At 70.0% G+C, this 15108-nt stretch carries 14 protein-coding genes; 10 read left to right on the top strand and 4 right to left on the bottom strand.

The window, feature by feature from the left end:
- Window positions 1-197: 197 nt before the first annotated feature.
- The 3 genes from AB0F62_RS34400 (at window position 198) to AB0F62_RS34390 (ending at window position 3455) form a co-directional block, all read left to right on the top strand.
- Window positions 198-1169: an aldo/keto reductase gene (locus tag AB0F62_RS34400; RefSeq protein WP_361808644.1), complete on the top strand. Its 972-nt coding sequence runs from the start codon at window positions 198-200 to the stop codon at window positions 1167-1169.
- A 349-nt stretch (window positions 1170-1518) separates the two neighbouring features.
- Window positions 1519-2451 (top strand): alpha/beta hydrolase, encoded by a 933-nt coding sequence (locus tag AB0F62_RS34395; RefSeq protein WP_361808641.1) that lies wholly within the window; start codon window positions 1519-1521, stop codon window positions 2449-2451.
- A 65-nt stretch (window positions 2452-2516) separates the two neighbouring features.
- Entirely contained in the window at window positions 2517-3455 is a 939-nt protein-coding gene (locus AB0F62_RS34390; protein ID WP_361808638.1) for an alpha/beta hydrolase, read from the top strand.
- Window positions 3456-3600: 145 nt separating this feature from the next.
- On the opposite strand, the gene AB0F62_RS34385 is transcribed toward AB0F62_RS34390, so the two are convergent.
- Window positions 3601-4992 carry a PLP-dependent aminotransferase family protein gene (locus tag AB0F62_RS34385; protein ID WP_361808635.1) on the bottom strand — a complete coding sequence of 464 codons (1392 nt, stop codon included), beginning with the start codon at window positions 4990-4992 and terminating at the stop codon, window positions 3601-3603.
- A 220-nt stretch (window positions 4993-5212) separates the two neighbouring features.
- Here AB0F62_RS34385 and AB0F62_RS34380 point away from each other — a divergent pair, with 220 nt between their 5' ends.
- The gene (locus AB0F62_RS34380; RefSeq protein ID WP_361808632.1) at window positions 5213-5809 is read left to right on the top strand and encodes a hypothetical protein; all 597 of its coding nucleotides are present in this window, start codon (window positions 5213-5215) and stop codon (window positions 5807-5809) included.
- A 248-nt stretch (window positions 5810-6057) separates the two neighbouring features.
- Here the strand turns inward: AB0F62_RS34380 and AB0F62_RS34375 are convergent, their stop codons facing one another.
- Genes AB0F62_RS34375 through AB0F62_RS34365 form a run of 3 tightly spaced genes read right to left on the bottom strand, consistent with a single transcriptional unit; the run spans window position 6058 to window position 7393 of the window.
- Complete coding sequence (locus tag AB0F62_RS34375) at window positions 6058-6582, bottom strand: MOSC domain-containing protein (RefSeq protein WP_361808629.1); 525 nt, start codon at window positions 6580-6582, stop codon at window positions 6058-6060.
- A 20-nt stretch (window positions 6583-6602) separates the two neighbouring features.
- On the bottom strand, window positions 6603-7148 hold the full coding sequence (locus AB0F62_RS34370) for a Clp protease N-terminal domain-containing protein (protein WP_361808626.1): 546 nt from the start codon (window positions 7146-7148) through the stop codon (window positions 6603-6605).
- A gap of 2 nt (window positions 7149-7150) precedes the next feature.
- Window positions 7151-7393 carry a hypothetical protein gene (locus AB0F62_RS34365; RefSeq protein ID WP_361808623.1) on the bottom strand — a complete coding sequence of 81 codons (243 nt, stop codon included), beginning with the start codon at window positions 7391-7393 and terminating at the stop codon, window positions 7151-7153.
- A 553-nt stretch (window positions 7394-7946) separates the two neighbouring features.
- Here AB0F62_RS34365 and AB0F62_RS34360 point away from each other — a divergent pair.
- From AB0F62_RS34360 to AB0F62_RS34335, 6 genes are all read left to right on the top strand, one after another.
- A complete protein-coding gene (locus AB0F62_RS34360; protein WP_361808620.1) occupies window positions 7947-9125 on the top strand; it encodes an amidohydrolase family protein in 1179 nt (392 codons plus the stop codon).
- Between the two features lie 246 nt (window positions 9126-9371).
- Window positions 9372-10727 carry a homogentisate 1,2-dioxygenase gene (locus AB0F62_RS34355; RefSeq protein WP_361808617.1) on the top strand — a complete coding sequence of 452 codons (1356 nt, stop codon included), beginning with the start codon at window positions 9372-9374 and terminating at the stop codon, window positions 10725-10727.
- 397 nt (window positions 10728-11124) lie between these two features.
- Window positions 11125-11862 carry a hypothetical protein gene (locus AB0F62_RS34350; RefSeq protein ID WP_361808614.1) on the top strand — a complete coding sequence of 246 codons (738 nt, stop codon included), beginning with the start codon at window positions 11125-11127 and terminating at the stop codon, window positions 11860-11862.
- A 487-nt stretch (window positions 11863-12349) separates the two neighbouring features.
- The gene (locus tag AB0F62_RS34345) at window positions 12350-12886 is read left to right on the top strand and encodes a hypothetical protein (protein WP_361808611.1); all 537 of its coding nucleotides are present in this window, start codon (window positions 12350-12352) and stop codon (window positions 12884-12886) included.
- A gap of 844 nt (window positions 12887-13730) precedes the next feature.
- Entirely contained in the window at window positions 13731-14285 is a 555-nt protein-coding gene (locus AB0F62_RS34340) for a sigma-70 family RNA polymerase sigma factor (RefSeq protein ID WP_361808608.1), read from the top strand.
- Window positions 14282-15108 (top strand): DUF5667 domain-containing protein (locus AB0F62_RS34335; protein ID WP_361808605.1); only part of this gene is annotated, 827 nt, incomplete at its 3' end. The genes AB0F62_RS34340 and AB0F62_RS34335, both read left to right, overlap by 4 nt.

Here is a 15108-nt window from a genome sequence, read left to right as displayed (position 1 = left end):
GCCGTCTCGGCGCCCCGCCTCTACGGCCTTGCACGGCAAGGACCCGTGCGGGAGGCGGCTTGCCCTCCCGAGTGACGGATCTCCTCACCGAGAGCCCCGCGGCCTGGACGGACCCGGGCCATGGGCCGGACGCATCCTCCGGTCACGGGCCACCCCACCCGCTGTGAACCAACAGGGAGAACGGAGCCACCCTCCTCATGAAGCACACCAACCTCGGCGGACTCGAGGTCTCGCGCATCGGCCTCGGCGCCATGTCGATGTCCGCCTACTACACCGGTGCCGGAAGTGACGACGCCGAGGCCGTCCGCGCCATCCACCGCGCTGTCGACCTGGGGGTCACCCACATCGACACCGCGGAGATCTACGGCCCCTACACCAACGAGGAACTCGTCGGCCGAGCCGTGAAGGGCCGGCGGGACCAGGTCGTGCTGGCCACGAAGTTCGGCGGCATCTCCTACACCGGCCGCCCGGGGCTGGACAGCAGCCCGGCCAGCATCCGCACCGCCGTCGAGGGCTCGCTGCGCCGGCTGGGCACCGACTACATCGACCTGTACTACCAGCACCGGGTCGACCCGGACACCCCGATCGAGGAGACGGTCGGCGCCCTGGCCGATCTCGTCGCCGAGGGCAAGATCCGCCACATCGGCCTGTCCGAGGCCGGCCCGGCCACGATCCGCCGCGCCCACGCCGTGCATCGCGTCGCCGCCCTGCAGACGGAGTACTCCTTGTGGACCCGCGACCCGGAGGCCGAACTACTGCCCCTGCTGCGTGAGCTGGGCATCGGCTTCGTCCCCTACTCGCCCCTCGGGCATGGCTTCCTCACCGGAAAGATCCGTTCCATCGAAGATTTCGCCGAGGACGACTGGCGCAGGATCAATCCGCGCTTCATCGGCGAGAACTTCCGGCACAACCTGCGGATCGTCGACGAGGTACAGGCCATCGCGTCGGAGGCGGGCGCGACACCGGCGCAGATCGCCCTGGCCTGGCTCCTGGCCCAAGGTGAGGACATCGCCCCCATCCCCGGCACCAAGCGGGTCTCACGCGTCGAGGAGAACACCGCCGCCGACCGCGTGGAGCTCACCGGCGAACAGATCGACCGGCTCACCAACCTGCCCCCGGCCGTCGGGGAACGACACGACGAAGCCGGAATGGCCGTCATCGACTCCTGAGGCGACGAAGGAACCGAACCCCTCATTCCCTCCATCGATCGTGCCCTCGCCGCCGCGGCGACCGCCCGCGGTCCGACCCCCACGGCGCTCGCCCGCAGCGAATCCCACGCCCGCGACGCGCTGCTTCCCGACATCGAGATCGCCTTCGGCGACTGACGGCAGCGGACGCCTCACAACGGCGGTCCGTGACTTCGCCGCGGCGCTCCTCGTCCGCGGACCGGACGACGACGCCGCAAAGGACACCGCCGGCCTGCCCTTGGATGCCGAACCGGTCCGCGTCATGAACGACCCCGCGCACCTGCGCACGGAAAACCACACCGCACCCACCCACACACAACAGGAGCCACTCATGGAAGCCATCACCTTCCCCAACGGCCAGATCACCATGGCGGGCAACCTCCACCTGCCCGCCGACTTCGCCCCGGACACCCGTCACGCGGCGATCGTCGTCGTCCACCCCGGTGGCGGCGTGAAGGAACAGACCGCCGGCCTGTACGCGAGCAAGCTCGCCGAACAGGGCTTCGTGGCGCTCGCCTTCGACGCCTCCTTCCAGGGCGACAGCGGCGGCGAGCCGCACCACCTGGAGGACCCCTACGCCCGCGTCGAGGACGTCCGTGCCGCGGTCGACTACCTGCAGTCCCTCGACTTCGTCGACCCGGAGCACATCGGCGCACTGGGCGTCTGCGCCGGCGGCGGCTACAGCGTCAACGCAGCGATGACCGACTACCGGATCAAGGCCCTCACCACCGTCAGCGCCGTCAACATCGGCACCTCCTTCCGCCGTGGCTGGTACGGCACCGACTCCGACGCGGCCGCCGTTCCCACCCTCAGGGCCCTCGCCGAGCAGCGGACCGCCGAGGCCACGAAGGGCGCCGACCCGGCCTACCTGCCCTACGTCCCGCCCCAGCCGGACGAGAACACCCCGCGCGACCTGGTCGAGGCTGGCGACTACTACCTCACTCCGCGCGCCTGGCACCCCAACGCCAAGAACAGGTTCCTCTTCACCAAGAGCGTCTCGCGGATCTTCACCTTCGACGCCTTCCACATGGTCGAGGACCTCCTCACCCAGCCGATCCTCATCGTCGCCGGCAGCGAGGCCGGGTCGCTGTGGATGTCCACCGAACTGCACGGCCGGGTCCGCAGCCCCAAGCAGCTCCAGGTCGTCGAGGGCGGTCGGCACATGAGCTTCTACGACGTGCCCGAGTACGTCGACCGCGCCATCTCCCAGGCCGCCCCGTTCTTCCGGGAGCACCTGACGGGCGAGCCCGCCGACAAGGACTGATCACCTGTGGGAAGCACGGCCCTGCCACGGCCCGCGACCCGCTTCACCGACTAGGAGTTGCACCCATGACCGACAACATCAGGCACGTCGCCGTCAAGGCGCTCGCCTGGGACCTGGCCGCCGACATCCACCTCCCGCCGGGCTTCGACGAGAGCCGGACCTACCCCGCCATCGTCAGCGTTCACCCCATCGGCTCGTGCAAGGAGCAGACCGCCGGCAACGTCTACGGAACGGCGCTGGCGGCGGGAGGATTCGTCGTCATCGCCTTCGACGCCGGCTTCCAGGGCGCGAGCGGCGGCGAACCGCGGTCGATCGAGGACCCGGTGCTGCGGGTCCAGGACATCAGCCACGTCATCGACTACCTGGTGACGCTGCCCTACGTCGACGCCGACCGCATCGGGGTGATCGGCGTGTGCGGTGGCGGCGGCTACGGCATCAACGCCGCCATGACCGACCGTCGTATCAAGGCCGTCGGCAGTGTGACGGGCGTGAACTTCGGGCGCCTCATGCACGAGTCCTTCAGCGGCTACGACCCCATCGGCGTCCTCGACGCCGTCGCCGAGCAGCGGACGGCCGAGGCGCGGGGACAACAGCGGCGGGTCATCCAGTACCTGCCGGCGTCTCCGGAGGCCGCCAGGGAGCAGGGTCTGACCGAACTCGACCTGACCGAGGCCACCGCGTACTACCGCACCGAGCGCGGCGAGAAGCCCGGCGGCCGTACCGAGGGTCTGTTCTCCCGGCAGGCATCCGCGATCGGCTGGGACGCGTTCCACCGCGCCGAGGTCCTCCTGACGCGACCCCTGTGCGTCGTCGTCGGAGACAAACCCGGTGCGTTCGGGGCCTACCGGGACGGCCTGGAGGTCTACCGCCGCGCGGCGTCGAAGGACAAGGAACTGGTCGTGGCGGAAGGCTTCTCCCACTACGACCTGTACGACCAGCCCGAACCGGTCAAGATCGCCCTGGATCACCTGATCCCGTTCTACAAGAAGCACCTCGGCCGGTGAGGCCGCCCCGCCCAGCCGAGCAACCGCCGGCTGGGCGGGCTGTTTGTGGCTGATTTGCGTGTTCCGGCCGCTACGGGCGCCACCCGTCGCGCATCCGGGGCGGCGGCAGATCCGGGGACGCCGCAGGTCGTGACGTTGTCGACGCTCATGCGACGAGTGCCGGGCCGTGGGCGCCGGTGGCGCCTCGGGTGAGTGCCCGTTCCGCCTGTGCGAGTCCGCGGACCGCCAGAGTCAGCTTGCCCGGTGGGAGCACGTACGGCAGCCGGATGTTGCGTTCGAACGCGCCTCCGATCCCGAATCGCGGTCCGGCCGCGATGGTCACTCCGTAGTCGGGCGCGATCGCCGCCAGTCGTGAGCTGATGGGCTGGGGGAACGTCGCCCACAGCGTCATGCCGCCGGCCGGCTGCGGGACGTGGAGGTCGGGAAGGTGCTCGGCGAGTGCCTGGCGCAACGCGTCGCGTTGCGACCTCAGTTGCTCGAGCGTGCCGGGCCGCCGGGTCCGGCCTTCGTTCAGGAGGACGGCTGTGGCGAGCTGCTCGACGAGGGGGGTGCCGAGATCCGTGGCGTGACGAGTCTGCCGGACGCGTTCCAGAAGAGCGGGCGTCGCGCGGATCCAGCCGATGCGCAGACCGCCCCAGATGCTCTTGGAGACCGAGCCGATGCTGATGGCGGTCGGCATGTGCAGCGCGAAGGGTTCCGGGCTGACGCCGTCCAGGGCCAGGTCGGTCATGGTCTCGTCGATGATCGTGGGACAGGCCGGCCGGAGGCTTCGGCGGACGCTCGTGGGCATGCACAGCCCCGTCGGATTGTGGAAGTCGGGGATCAGGTAGGCCAGATTCGCGATGCGGCCCGCCGCCTGGAGTTGCGCGGTGTCCCAGCCCGAAGACGCCACGCCGACGGGCAGCAGACGAGCCCGCACCTCGGTGAACGTGCTGATCGCGTGCGGGTAGGTCGGATGGTCGATCAGGACCTGGTCGCGCGGCGACAGGAGGGTCCGTGCCAGAAGGGCGAGCGCGTGCTGCGCGCCGTTGGTGATCAGGATGTGATCGGGCGCCGTGGGCAGTCCGCGCCGTTCGTACCAGTGGGCCACCGCCTCGCGCAGCTCCGCGGTGCCGTTCCGGTCGTAGCCGTGCCGCTCGAAGTGCCGTGGCAGCTGTTCGAGAGCGGCCGCGAACGCGGCGTGGAGGATTTCGACGGGCGCGGGTGGCGCGGCGAAGGACAGGTCGATGGTCCCCGGGCCTGCGCCGGCCCGGGGCCCGGGGGGCGTGTCGTCGGGGAGCCGCACGGTCGCCCTGGCACGCGCCCTCGTGGCGAGGTACCCGTGCTCGACCAGAGTGCGGTAGGCGGCTCCGACGGTGGTCCTGCTGACGGACAGGGCGACGGCCAGGTCACGCTCGCTCGGCAGGGTCGAGCCGAGGGAGAGACGGCCGTCCAGGACCAGCAGCCGCAGCCTGTCGGACAGGCGCTGGTGCGCCGGCCCGGGCCCTTCCTGCCAGGCCCCCAGCATGCGTGCCACCACGTGCGAAGTAACTTTCACCCGGCCAGCCTAACCAATCTGGCTATGGAACCCAGGTCCAGATGCCCCGCAGGCTTGCCCCATGGCACCTCCCGTTTCCCCTGTGAAGACCCCTGTCCCGGCTCGTCGCGACCAGCCTCTCCTCGCCAATATCAATGCGTTTGCCCAACTTCGGGCAGGCCGAAAGGCGCGTCGCATCCCCCAGCTTCTGGCCGGCTTGGTGGGGTACGGGGTCGCCGTAATGACGCTCGTCGAGTCCGGTCTGGGGGCGGCCAGCTGGAACGTCCTCACGGACGGCGTCTCCAGGACACTCGGCCTCTCGTTCGGATGGACGACGAACCTGATCTCCCTGCTCGTGCTCCTCGCCTGGATTCCCCTGCGGGAACTGCCCGGCCTCGGCACCCTCCTCAACGTCGCCATCGTCGGCTTCGCCGCGGATGCCACCGCCACCGTGCTCCCCCACCCCCAGGGGACTCTCGCCGAGATCGGATACCTCGCAATCGGCCTGATCGCACTGGCCTTCTTCGACGCGCTCTATCTCGGCGCACAGTTCGGATCGGGCCCACGCGACGGCATCATGACCGGACTCGTCCGGATCACCCGCCTCCCCATAGCGGTGGTGCGCACCGGCATCGAAACCACCGTCGCCACCGCCGGCTGGCTCCTGGGCGGAAGCTTCGGCGCCGGAACCGTACTCATCGCGCTGTGCACGGGGCCCCTCGTCGGCTTCTTCCTGCCACGCGTAGCGGTTCGCCTCCCGTCCCCGCCGCAGACGAACGGCACGACCGCTGACGGCGAACGCGCGGCCGCTCCGGCGGAACGCCCCGCATTCCGCTGACGGCAGGCGCCGGCTGATTGACCCTGCCCGGCCGACCGGAATGCGCCCGAGTACACCGGCTTCCTCCGGGGGCGCGTCCCACTGGACCTACCCCGGAGAACCACCGGCTGCGGCTGACAGCGCAGTGCCGCGTGGCGACACCGTATACGCGACCTGAGCGCACGGCAGTTGCCCGTACGCCGGCACAACACGGTGGCCCCTGGGGCCGCTTGCTCGACGCAGTAGCGTAGCCGGTCGCCGGAGCCGACCTAGACGCGTTCCAGTGCGCGGTGCGGTTGAGCCGGAAGTTCGATCTCGACGAGATCGTCGGGCTGGACGCTTCCGCTCTGGCGGACGACGGCCATGACGCCGCATCTGAAGGTGAACTCGTCCGAGCGCGGGTCCAGGGCGAACATCTCACCCAGCAGGCCGGTCCGGAAGCCGCTGATCTTCGAGCAGGGGTTGCGCAGTCCCGTCACCTCGACCACCGCATCGGCTCCCAGGCGCAGCAGTGTGCCGGTGGGAAGGGCGAGCAGGTCGACTCCGCGGGTGGTGATGTTCTCGCCGAGCTGCCCTGCGGAGACCGCGTACCCCTTGAGGGCGAGTTCCTCGAAGAGCTCCTCGTGCATGAGGTGGACTTGGCGCAGGTTGGGCAGGTGGGGTTCGTAGGTCATGCGGAACTGGTGGCGGATCGTCTCTCCGGCATGGACGTCCCCTTCCACGCCGAGGCCGGCGAGCAGCGTGATGGAGGGGTGGTTCGGCTTGCTGAACACGTACGTGGCGTTACGACTCACCGCCGTGACGCGCCCTGCCTTCACCGACTCTCCGGGGCGATCCGGGTGAGGACCGTCTCGCGCAGGGTGGCGGGGTCGACCTGGAAGGCGGCCAGAACCTCCATGGCGTGGCCTTCGGGCACAGTGAGCAGGCCGAGAAGGATGTGCTCGGTGCCGAATGTGTCGCGGCCCAGTGCCCGGGCCTCGCCGAGCGTGTTCGTCAGCGCGGTGCGAGCCTCCTGGGTGTAGGCGGGCCTGGGGAACTGAAAGGCACCGGCGCCGAAGGAGGTATCGGCCTGGCGCTGGATCTCCGCGACGTCGATGCCGAGCGATGCCAGGGCGTCGCGCGCGGGCCGGCCGCCCGAGGCGACGATCCCGGCCGCCTCCAAGACACGTACGGTCTCCTGCCGGGCCCGCTCCAAGTCGACGTTCTGCCCGTGCAGCACCCCGGCGGCCGTCCCCGCTTCGGCGGACAGGAGGCCGAGCAGGAGGTGCTCGGTGCCGATGAAGTCGTGCCCCAGGGCGACTGCCTCGTCCTGGGAGGCCGCCACGGCTTGCTTCCCGTGATCGGTGAAGAACTCGAACACCGCTACTCCTCCATACCCATGGCTTTGCGCCTGCCTGAATGCTTCTCGTGCACCGACTGCCTGCTGACGTTCAGGGCCGTGGCGATGGTCTGCCACGACCAGCCCTGGCGGCGGGCGTTGTCGACGTGCAGCCGCTCCAACTCCTCCAGGAGACGGCGCAACGCGACGACGGCCTCCAAGCCGACGGCGGGGTCCTTGTCGGTGACCCGTCCGGCCAGCGAGGCCGGGGTGTCCTCAGCTCCCATGCATGTCAGGCTGCCCTGACACGCATCGGATGTCAAGGAAACCTGACACGGGCATCTTTGCCCGGAGGCGTTGCCGACGTTCACCAGGCCGACTGCCGATCGGCAGGTAGAGCCCATGTCCCGAACGGCTGCGGAACATGGGGCGACGCCTGTCGCACCACGGCCCGCCGGCGCCGTCAGATCGCGGTGCGCGTGGACCTCCATCCGGGCCGGACCCTCGCCGGCACCGACTGCAGCGGTTCCTCAACCAGGCCTGCGTCCCCTGCGAGCAGACAGGTGACTCCGAGTGGCGCCGCAGACCGGAGAAAAATCGCAGGGCCGGGCTGTCACACCCGTGTGGTGCACCTCGTCTACCTGGCGCGGGTCGGCCCGCCGGCGGCCCTGTAGACCGAACCTTTGGAGAGCGCGTAAATGGCAAGCGGACAAGCCCGGGTCCCTACAGAGCGAAGGGCGCATGACGGCGGGTCGGCCGGGCCTGCGCGGCCGGAGCTCAGTGCCGCCCGGATGCGCCGGGACGCCGAGTGACCCACGCTTTCCGATCGGAGAAATACTCTTGAGTTCCCTTGTCCTGCACGCCGGCTCGATGTTCGACGGATACACCCTGTCGGGTCCGGCGACTGTGCACATGTCGGGAGACCGCATCGTGCGCGTGGACCGAACCGGCGCGCTGCCGACCGACGGCAGCGAGGTCATCGACTTCGGCGCCTCGGCCTGCCTGCTGCCCGGCCTGATCGACGCGCACGTCCACCTCGCCTTCGACGCCGGTCCGGACCCCGTGACGTCCCTGATCTCCACATCCGACAGCGACCTGCTGACGCACATGCGCACCGCGGCCCGCTCCGCCCTGCTGGCCGGCATCACCACCGTGCGCGACCTCGGAGATCGCGGCTACCTCCTGCTGGACCTCGTGGAGGAGCTGACCGCGCACCCGGAGCTGGGCCCGGAGATCCTGGCTGCCGGCCCTCCGCTGACCACGCCGGGCGGACACTGCCACTTCTTCGGCGGCGAAGTCGAGGGCCACGACGCGCTCAGGGCCGCCGTCCGCGAGCGCCACGCCCGCGGCTGCGGCGTCATCAAGATCATGGCCGGCGGCGGCCGTATGACTCCCGGTTCGGTGCCGCCGCACGCGTCCCAGTACGGCCTGGAGGACCTGCGTACCGTCGTGGACGAAGCACACCGCCTTGGGCTGCCGGTGGCTGCTCACGCCCACGGCATCCAGGCCATCAGCGACGCCGTTGAAGCGGGCGTCGACAGCGTGGAGCACGTCTCCTTTCTGACCGCGGACGGCATCGACCCCGACTCCGGCCTCATGGAGACCATCGCGGCGAAGGGAACCTTCGTCAGCCTGACGCTGGGCCTGGACCGGGAAGTCACGCAGCTGTCGGCGGCTCAGGCCGCCCATTTCAATACCGTCCTGGACACCTACGGCAACCTGCACAAGCACGGCGCCAACGTCGTCATCGGCTCGGACGCCGGTATCGCACCCCTGAAGCCTCACGACGTCCTCCCCCACGGCGTGGCCGACTTCGCCCGCATGGGCGTCGCGCCGCTGGACGCGCTCAGGTCCATGACCAGCTTGGCGGCCCGGCTGTGCCGGGTGGAGGGCCGCAAGGGCCGCCTCGTCGTCGGTGCCGACGCCGACCTTCTCGTCGTGCGCGGCGATGTTGCGCACGATCCCACGGCCGTCCTCGACGTACAGGCAGTCTTCCGCGCGGGTACCCGCGTGCGGTGAGCTGACGGTCTTCCGCCGGACCAGGCTCCACACCATCCGGCCGACGCCCCTCGGTGAACCGGCAGCAAGCACCGTTCGCCCACGAGTGGCAGGCGGCCACCCTGCCACGTGCCGCACCACGACGCGAACAGGTGCCCACCCTTCGGGGACACGTCCGCCACCGTCCGCCACGACGACGGCGCGGCACCTTGGCCAACAACCCTGAGTACGCAACTTCTTCTTCCACGCTGTATGAGAGGTGTTCAGATGTCCACCCGTTCGGATCAAGCAGACCCGCGCAAGACCGCCGAGTCGCTGGAGTACCTGCACGGCTTCGGCAACCTTCATTCCAGCGAGGCGGTGCCCGGCGCCCTGCCGGCCGGCAACAGCACGCCGCATCGACCCCCGCTCGGGCTCTACACCGAGCGGTTCCACGGCGCTTCCATGACCGAGCCGCGGGGCAACAGCCGCCAGGCCTGGATGTACCGCATCCGGCCGTCGGCGCAACACGGCCCCTTCAGCCGGATCGACGGAGGGACGTTCCGCGGTCTCGCCGACGCCCAGACCGAAATGAACCGCTCCTCTTGGAACCCGCAGCCCGACCCGAAGCCCGGCACGGACTTCGTCTCCGGCCTGTGGACTTTCGGCGGCCACGGCGACCCGGCCGAGCGCACCGGCATGGCCGTGCACGTCTACGCCGCCAACGCCTCCATGAAGGACACGGTGTTCAGCAACTCCGACGGCGAGATGCTGATCACCCCGTTTGAGGGTGCCCTGCTGGTGCGCACCGAATTCGGGCTGCTGCACGTCAAACCCGGTGATGTCGCGCTGATCCCGCGCGGCGTGCGGTTCCGGGTGGAGCTGCTGGACGCGATGGCCCGCGGCTATGTCGCCGAGAACTTCGGCCGTCCGCTCGTCCTGCCGGAGCTCGGCCCCCTCGGCTCCACCGCTTTGGCGGACCCGAAGGACTTCCGCGCTCCGGTCGCGGCCTATGAGGACGTCGAGCGCCCCGTGCAGGCAATCGTCAAGTACTGCGGCGAGCTGTGGAGTTCCACCTACGACCACTCGCCGCTGGATGTCGTGGCCTGGCATGGCAACCATGTGCCCTATGTCTACGACCTGCACTCCTTCATGACCGTTGGAACCCTCAGCCACGGCCACGCCGACCCCTCGGTCTACACGGTGCTCACCTCTCCGACCGACACCCCCGGCGTGGCCAACTTCGACTTCTGCTCGGTCGTCGGGCGCTGGGAGGTGGCGATGGACAGCTTCCGGCCGCCGTACTACCACCGCAACATCGGCAGCGAGTTCGTGGGTATCGTCAAGACCCCGCCGTTCGGGCCGACCATGTTCGGCGAGCCGGGCGCCGGAATGCTCCACAACATGCTGGCACCGCACGGCCTTTGGCCTGAGGGCGACGTCGCCACGACCAATGCGGCGGCACTCGAGCCCGAGTGGATCGACATCGGCCTCGCCATCTTCTACGACTCCCGGCTTCCGCTCAAGCTCACTCGCCAGGCACTCGAGTCGCCCCAGCGGCAGCATGACTTCGACAAGCACTGGCAGGGCTTCGAGCGCCGGTTCCCGCGCTCACCGCTCCAGGAGGACATCAACGCACGATAGGTTCACCATCCAGGACGTCCTCTCCCGGCACCGGCAACGCTCCCGGGAGGGGCGCACCTGCGATGGTGCCCGGCGGCTTCCTGTCGCTCGGCGGGAGGTAGCCGGGCGTTCCAGGAGGTCATCGACAGCAAGGACGTGCCTCGGGGCATGGCGTACGTCCTTCGCCATGACCGGGGATGGCAAGGAGTGTCGGCCGGGAGCTGGTGGTGGGCGGCGTTCCCTCACAGTCGGCAGCGCGCCTATCCGAACCGGCCGCCCGGCACGCCCCAGGCCGGTGGGAACGGGTGCTGCTACTGTGCGGACGCCCTCGCCCCGCCCGACGACCCAGCCTGGAGAACACCCGCAGATGGCCCAGACTTCGGGATCCTTCCCATCCGCCGCCGCCTACGCCGACGACGTGGTGAGCGGCACGACCGCCCCCTTCACATGGAGCGATCTCGAATCCAGCGCCTTCGCGCGACTGCCTGAGCTGCACAAGGTGGTCGCGGCAGCCGGCGCCGATCTCGACCGCACCAAGACCCGGTGGGACCACGCCCTGGCCGCGGGCTGGCTTGTGTTCCTGTTCGCGCCATTGGCCCTGCCGCTGCTGGCGATCCTGGCCGTCAAGGACGAGGACGCCGCGATCCCCCTACTCGCCGCTATCGGGCTGATCTGCGCCGTCCACATCGCGCTACGCGCCAAGGAGTGGCAGCGGACCCGGACCAGTGGACCGCGAGTGAGTCCGCAAGAGGTGGTACTCGCCGCTTTCGAGGCCGCCTTCGCCACGGTGTCCGCCGCTATATGCGCAGTCGCGGCCACGGTGACAGCGTCACCGGGACGCTGGCTTGCCTGCGCCGGCCAGGTGGCCGTCGCCGCCGTGTGTGTGGTGAGCATCCGCGTGGCCAAACAAGCGGCCGCGCGCGGTGTTCCGACCTTTCTGCGACCGGCCTTCGAGGACGTCATGGCGCTCATCTCCGAGTTGGACGAGCATGACCGCACAACGGTGCACGCCGACCTTGACCTCGCCCTCACACGGCTCGCCGACGCGGGCGTGATCAACCAGTCCCAGCTCGACGAGGCACACCGCGCACCCCTGGGAAGCCTGGCGCGTCGACTGTGGGCACTGGAACGGTCACCGGCCCGCCAGGCACGATGAGCCCGGTCCCGGCGCCACGGGCCCCCTGTACTCAGCCAGGGCGCCCGAGAGGCCTGCTGTCAGCAGCGGAGATATCCCCACCCTGCCCACGGGCCCGTCGCAAGGCCCCGCCGGCACCGGCCTGTCGGGCCCCTGTGACCCTTAGCGCGTCGCACAGCACTCAGCCTCTCTGACCGGGCCGCCGCAACTCAATGGTGTGTCGGGATGTCTTCCGGCTCGCGGTGGCCAAGCGGGCAGGTGGGACGGAAGCGAGGCGAGACAGGGAGATGATGGCATGACAGGCGGGGACGGTACTCGCGTCACGGATTCCGTTCCGCGACCGCTGCCGACGCGCTCCTTGACACGGGAGTCAGGCCGGGCCCGGGCTCTGCTGACCGCCGGGGAGTGGCGCCCCACCGCGGCCGACGCGGAGGCGGCGACCCGCGTCCTGGCCCGCCTCACCGCCCCGCTCCCGGTCCGACGGGGCGGGAACACGCCGATTCGGGCCATGGACCGGGACCGACGGCTCCAGCGGATCTGGCGGACCGCCGTCCACCACCTCGACGTAGGTGCCGTCACTCCCCGGGCCGCTGCCCTTCTCGCCGCCGTCGCCCGCGCGCTGCTGCCCTGGCACGCCGCCCCGAATCCACCGGCCGCCGCAGCGGCTCCCCGTTACGGGCCCGCGCCGGAAACAGCGGGCAGCTCGGCGATGCCGCCCACCGATGCGGGCGAGGCGCTACTCCCCGACCTGATCACGCTGTTCGCCCTCCTGGCCGTCCCACGATCACCTGAGACCGATGCGCATACACCCCCGGCCGACCCCTGGCAGATCCAGCACGCGGGCCGATTCCGGCACTACGGCAGACCCTCCGCCGGGGTGTGGACGGCCGACACCTTCTGCTGCCCGGGGTGCGGGCGGATGGACGGCCCTTGGACGGTGACGTGCGACTGGCGTCTGATCACCCTGGGCTGCCCGTGCGGAGTGGCGACGGAGCAGCACGGCCTGACCTTCTCCGAGGTCTGGCTCCTCCTACCGGACACGTGATGGAACGTCGCCATCGGGTTCACGCCCTCGGGTAGGGGGTCGTGTACTTGCGGGGACGACCGGACAAGAAGCGACGTCGGGACGTACGCCACCGGGGAGGTCAACACCAGCCTCGCGCCCGGACACGCCTGGGCCCCAGCCGGAGCTGCGGGCGCACGCGGCGGTGACACTCCAGGGCCAGGCGTGCCGGTGACCCCACTGGAGGCGTGCGGCCCTGGCCGGCGGTGACGCCGGCTTCCCCATGCCGGGCCGTGTCGGCGTGCCTTGTCCCGCCCGCCGCGACGTGCGCGGGACGCGAGCGGAAGATCCCGGGGCTCCCCGAGCGAGGTCCGGGCGGGCAGCGAGCAGGTGAGCCGGGAACGGGAAGAAGCCCGCGAGGCCCCTATACGGCAATCGAGTGAAGGGTCGTGCATTTTTTCTATTGCGGATCCGTCGTCAATCCGGGCCCCTGCTTCCTCTTATCTGCGTCACGGTTTCCTCCCCAACGCATCGAAGGACGGGTCAACGTGCACCACCTCGCCCCGGGCGTGATTGTGCTGTTCAGTCTTCTGGCGCACAAACGAGTGATCGAACACTGGGTCCTCGACCGCTCTCGCCAGCGCCTGAATTGTGCCGTCCTGCGGGAACTCGCCCGTACCGGTGGCACGATCCGGGAGGAACGCCGATCACGCGGCGGCTCCCTGGTGTGGGAGGTGAAGCTGCCCCACAGTAGGCCCGCCCCTGCGCGACGTTCGCAGACCACCCGTGCGGAGCGGGTGCACCGGCCTCGGCCCGCGGCGTGCGGCGCGGGCGCCACGAGGCCGCCCAGGAGTCGTGCCGGCGCCGGCGAACCAGGCAGCGGCCGGTGATCGAAGAGAGTTCACCCCCGGTGGACGGTAGTGGCTCCGAAGACCCGTTCGACGAATTCTTCCACTCCGTCTACGAAGACGCCGTGCTCTACGTGACGTTGCGAGCACCCGGCTTGGATGCCGAGGACATCGTCGGGGAAGCATTCACTGCGGTACTCACACACTGGGACACGGTCCGAAACCCCCACGCGTACTTGTACGCCACGCTCCGGAACGGAATCTCACAACGCTACAAGCACAGCGGCAGGGATGCTCTTCTCCACAGGCTCTACGCAGCCTCGCGTCCCCCTGTGACTCACCCGGATCCTGCAGACGTCGCCCAGTCCGACAGCGTGTTCCAAGAGGTGGTCAGCGCTGTGCAGCAACTCCCGGAGGGCATGCGCGACGTCGCCCTGCTGACCTTGGCGAACTACAAGCCCGACGAGATCGCCGACCTGCTCGGCGTCCGCCGCAGCACGGTGACCACCCAGTTGACCAAGGCCAACAGGCGACTCCGAGCAATCTTGGGGACCGAACCAACACAGCCACGGAACGTGCAGGGGGACCGATGACCGAGCACGCCCACCAGGCACAGCCCGACGAGCAACTGGACCCTGCGGTCGCCGACCGGCTGGCAGCGGCCCAGGCGTACCTGCGCGCCCACTCGCCACTGCTCACCCCGCAGGCTCGGGCATCGATGCTCCAGCGGGTCAGGCAGCAGGCCGCTGCGGCGGAAGTCACCGCTGCCCAACTCGCCCATACGGCACAGGCAACAGCACCCGCCGCCCAGCCGTCCCGGTCCGACGACGCGCCGCCCGTTCAGGCAGCCGGGTCGCTCCTGACACTGCAACGCACCCGCCGCGCCCAGGCCTTCGCCGAAGCTCTTGCCGACGCGAGCGCCGGGACGCACGCCGACGAGCAGCACGACACCTACGTCCCGGACCGGGAACACGGGCCGGACCAGGGGGGGTTGGTTGCCCTGGCCGACGCTCTGCAGGGCATGCCGCGGCCGATGCTGAATCCCGAGACCAGGACGGTCCAGCGTGCCCAGTTGATCGCCGCCATGGAGGCCGCCCTCGCCGACGGCACCCTGACCGTCCCCGAACAGCCGGGCAAGCGTGCCACCCACCGACGGGTCAGGAGAAACAGGCCCCGCTCCGCCTGGTCACGCGCAATCGCCGCAGGCGGCCTGTCCGTCGGCGTGGCGGCCGGCGCGTTGGGCGGCGTTGCCGCCTCGAGTACCGACGCGCTGCCCGGCGACACCCTCTACGGCCTCAAACGAGGCATGGAGGACATGCGCCTCAACCTCGCCGACGACGACGCCGACCGAGGCAAGGTCTACCTCGACCTGGCCTCCACCCGGCTCCAGGAGGCCCGCCGCCTCATGGAGCGCGG

This window comes from Streptomyces sp. NPDC026673 (assembly GCF_040638135.1).
Lineage (GTDB): Bacteria > Actinomycetota > Actinomycetes > Streptomycetales > Streptomycetaceae > Actinacidiphila.
This window is presented reverse-complemented; position numbering and strand designations above follow the sequence as displayed.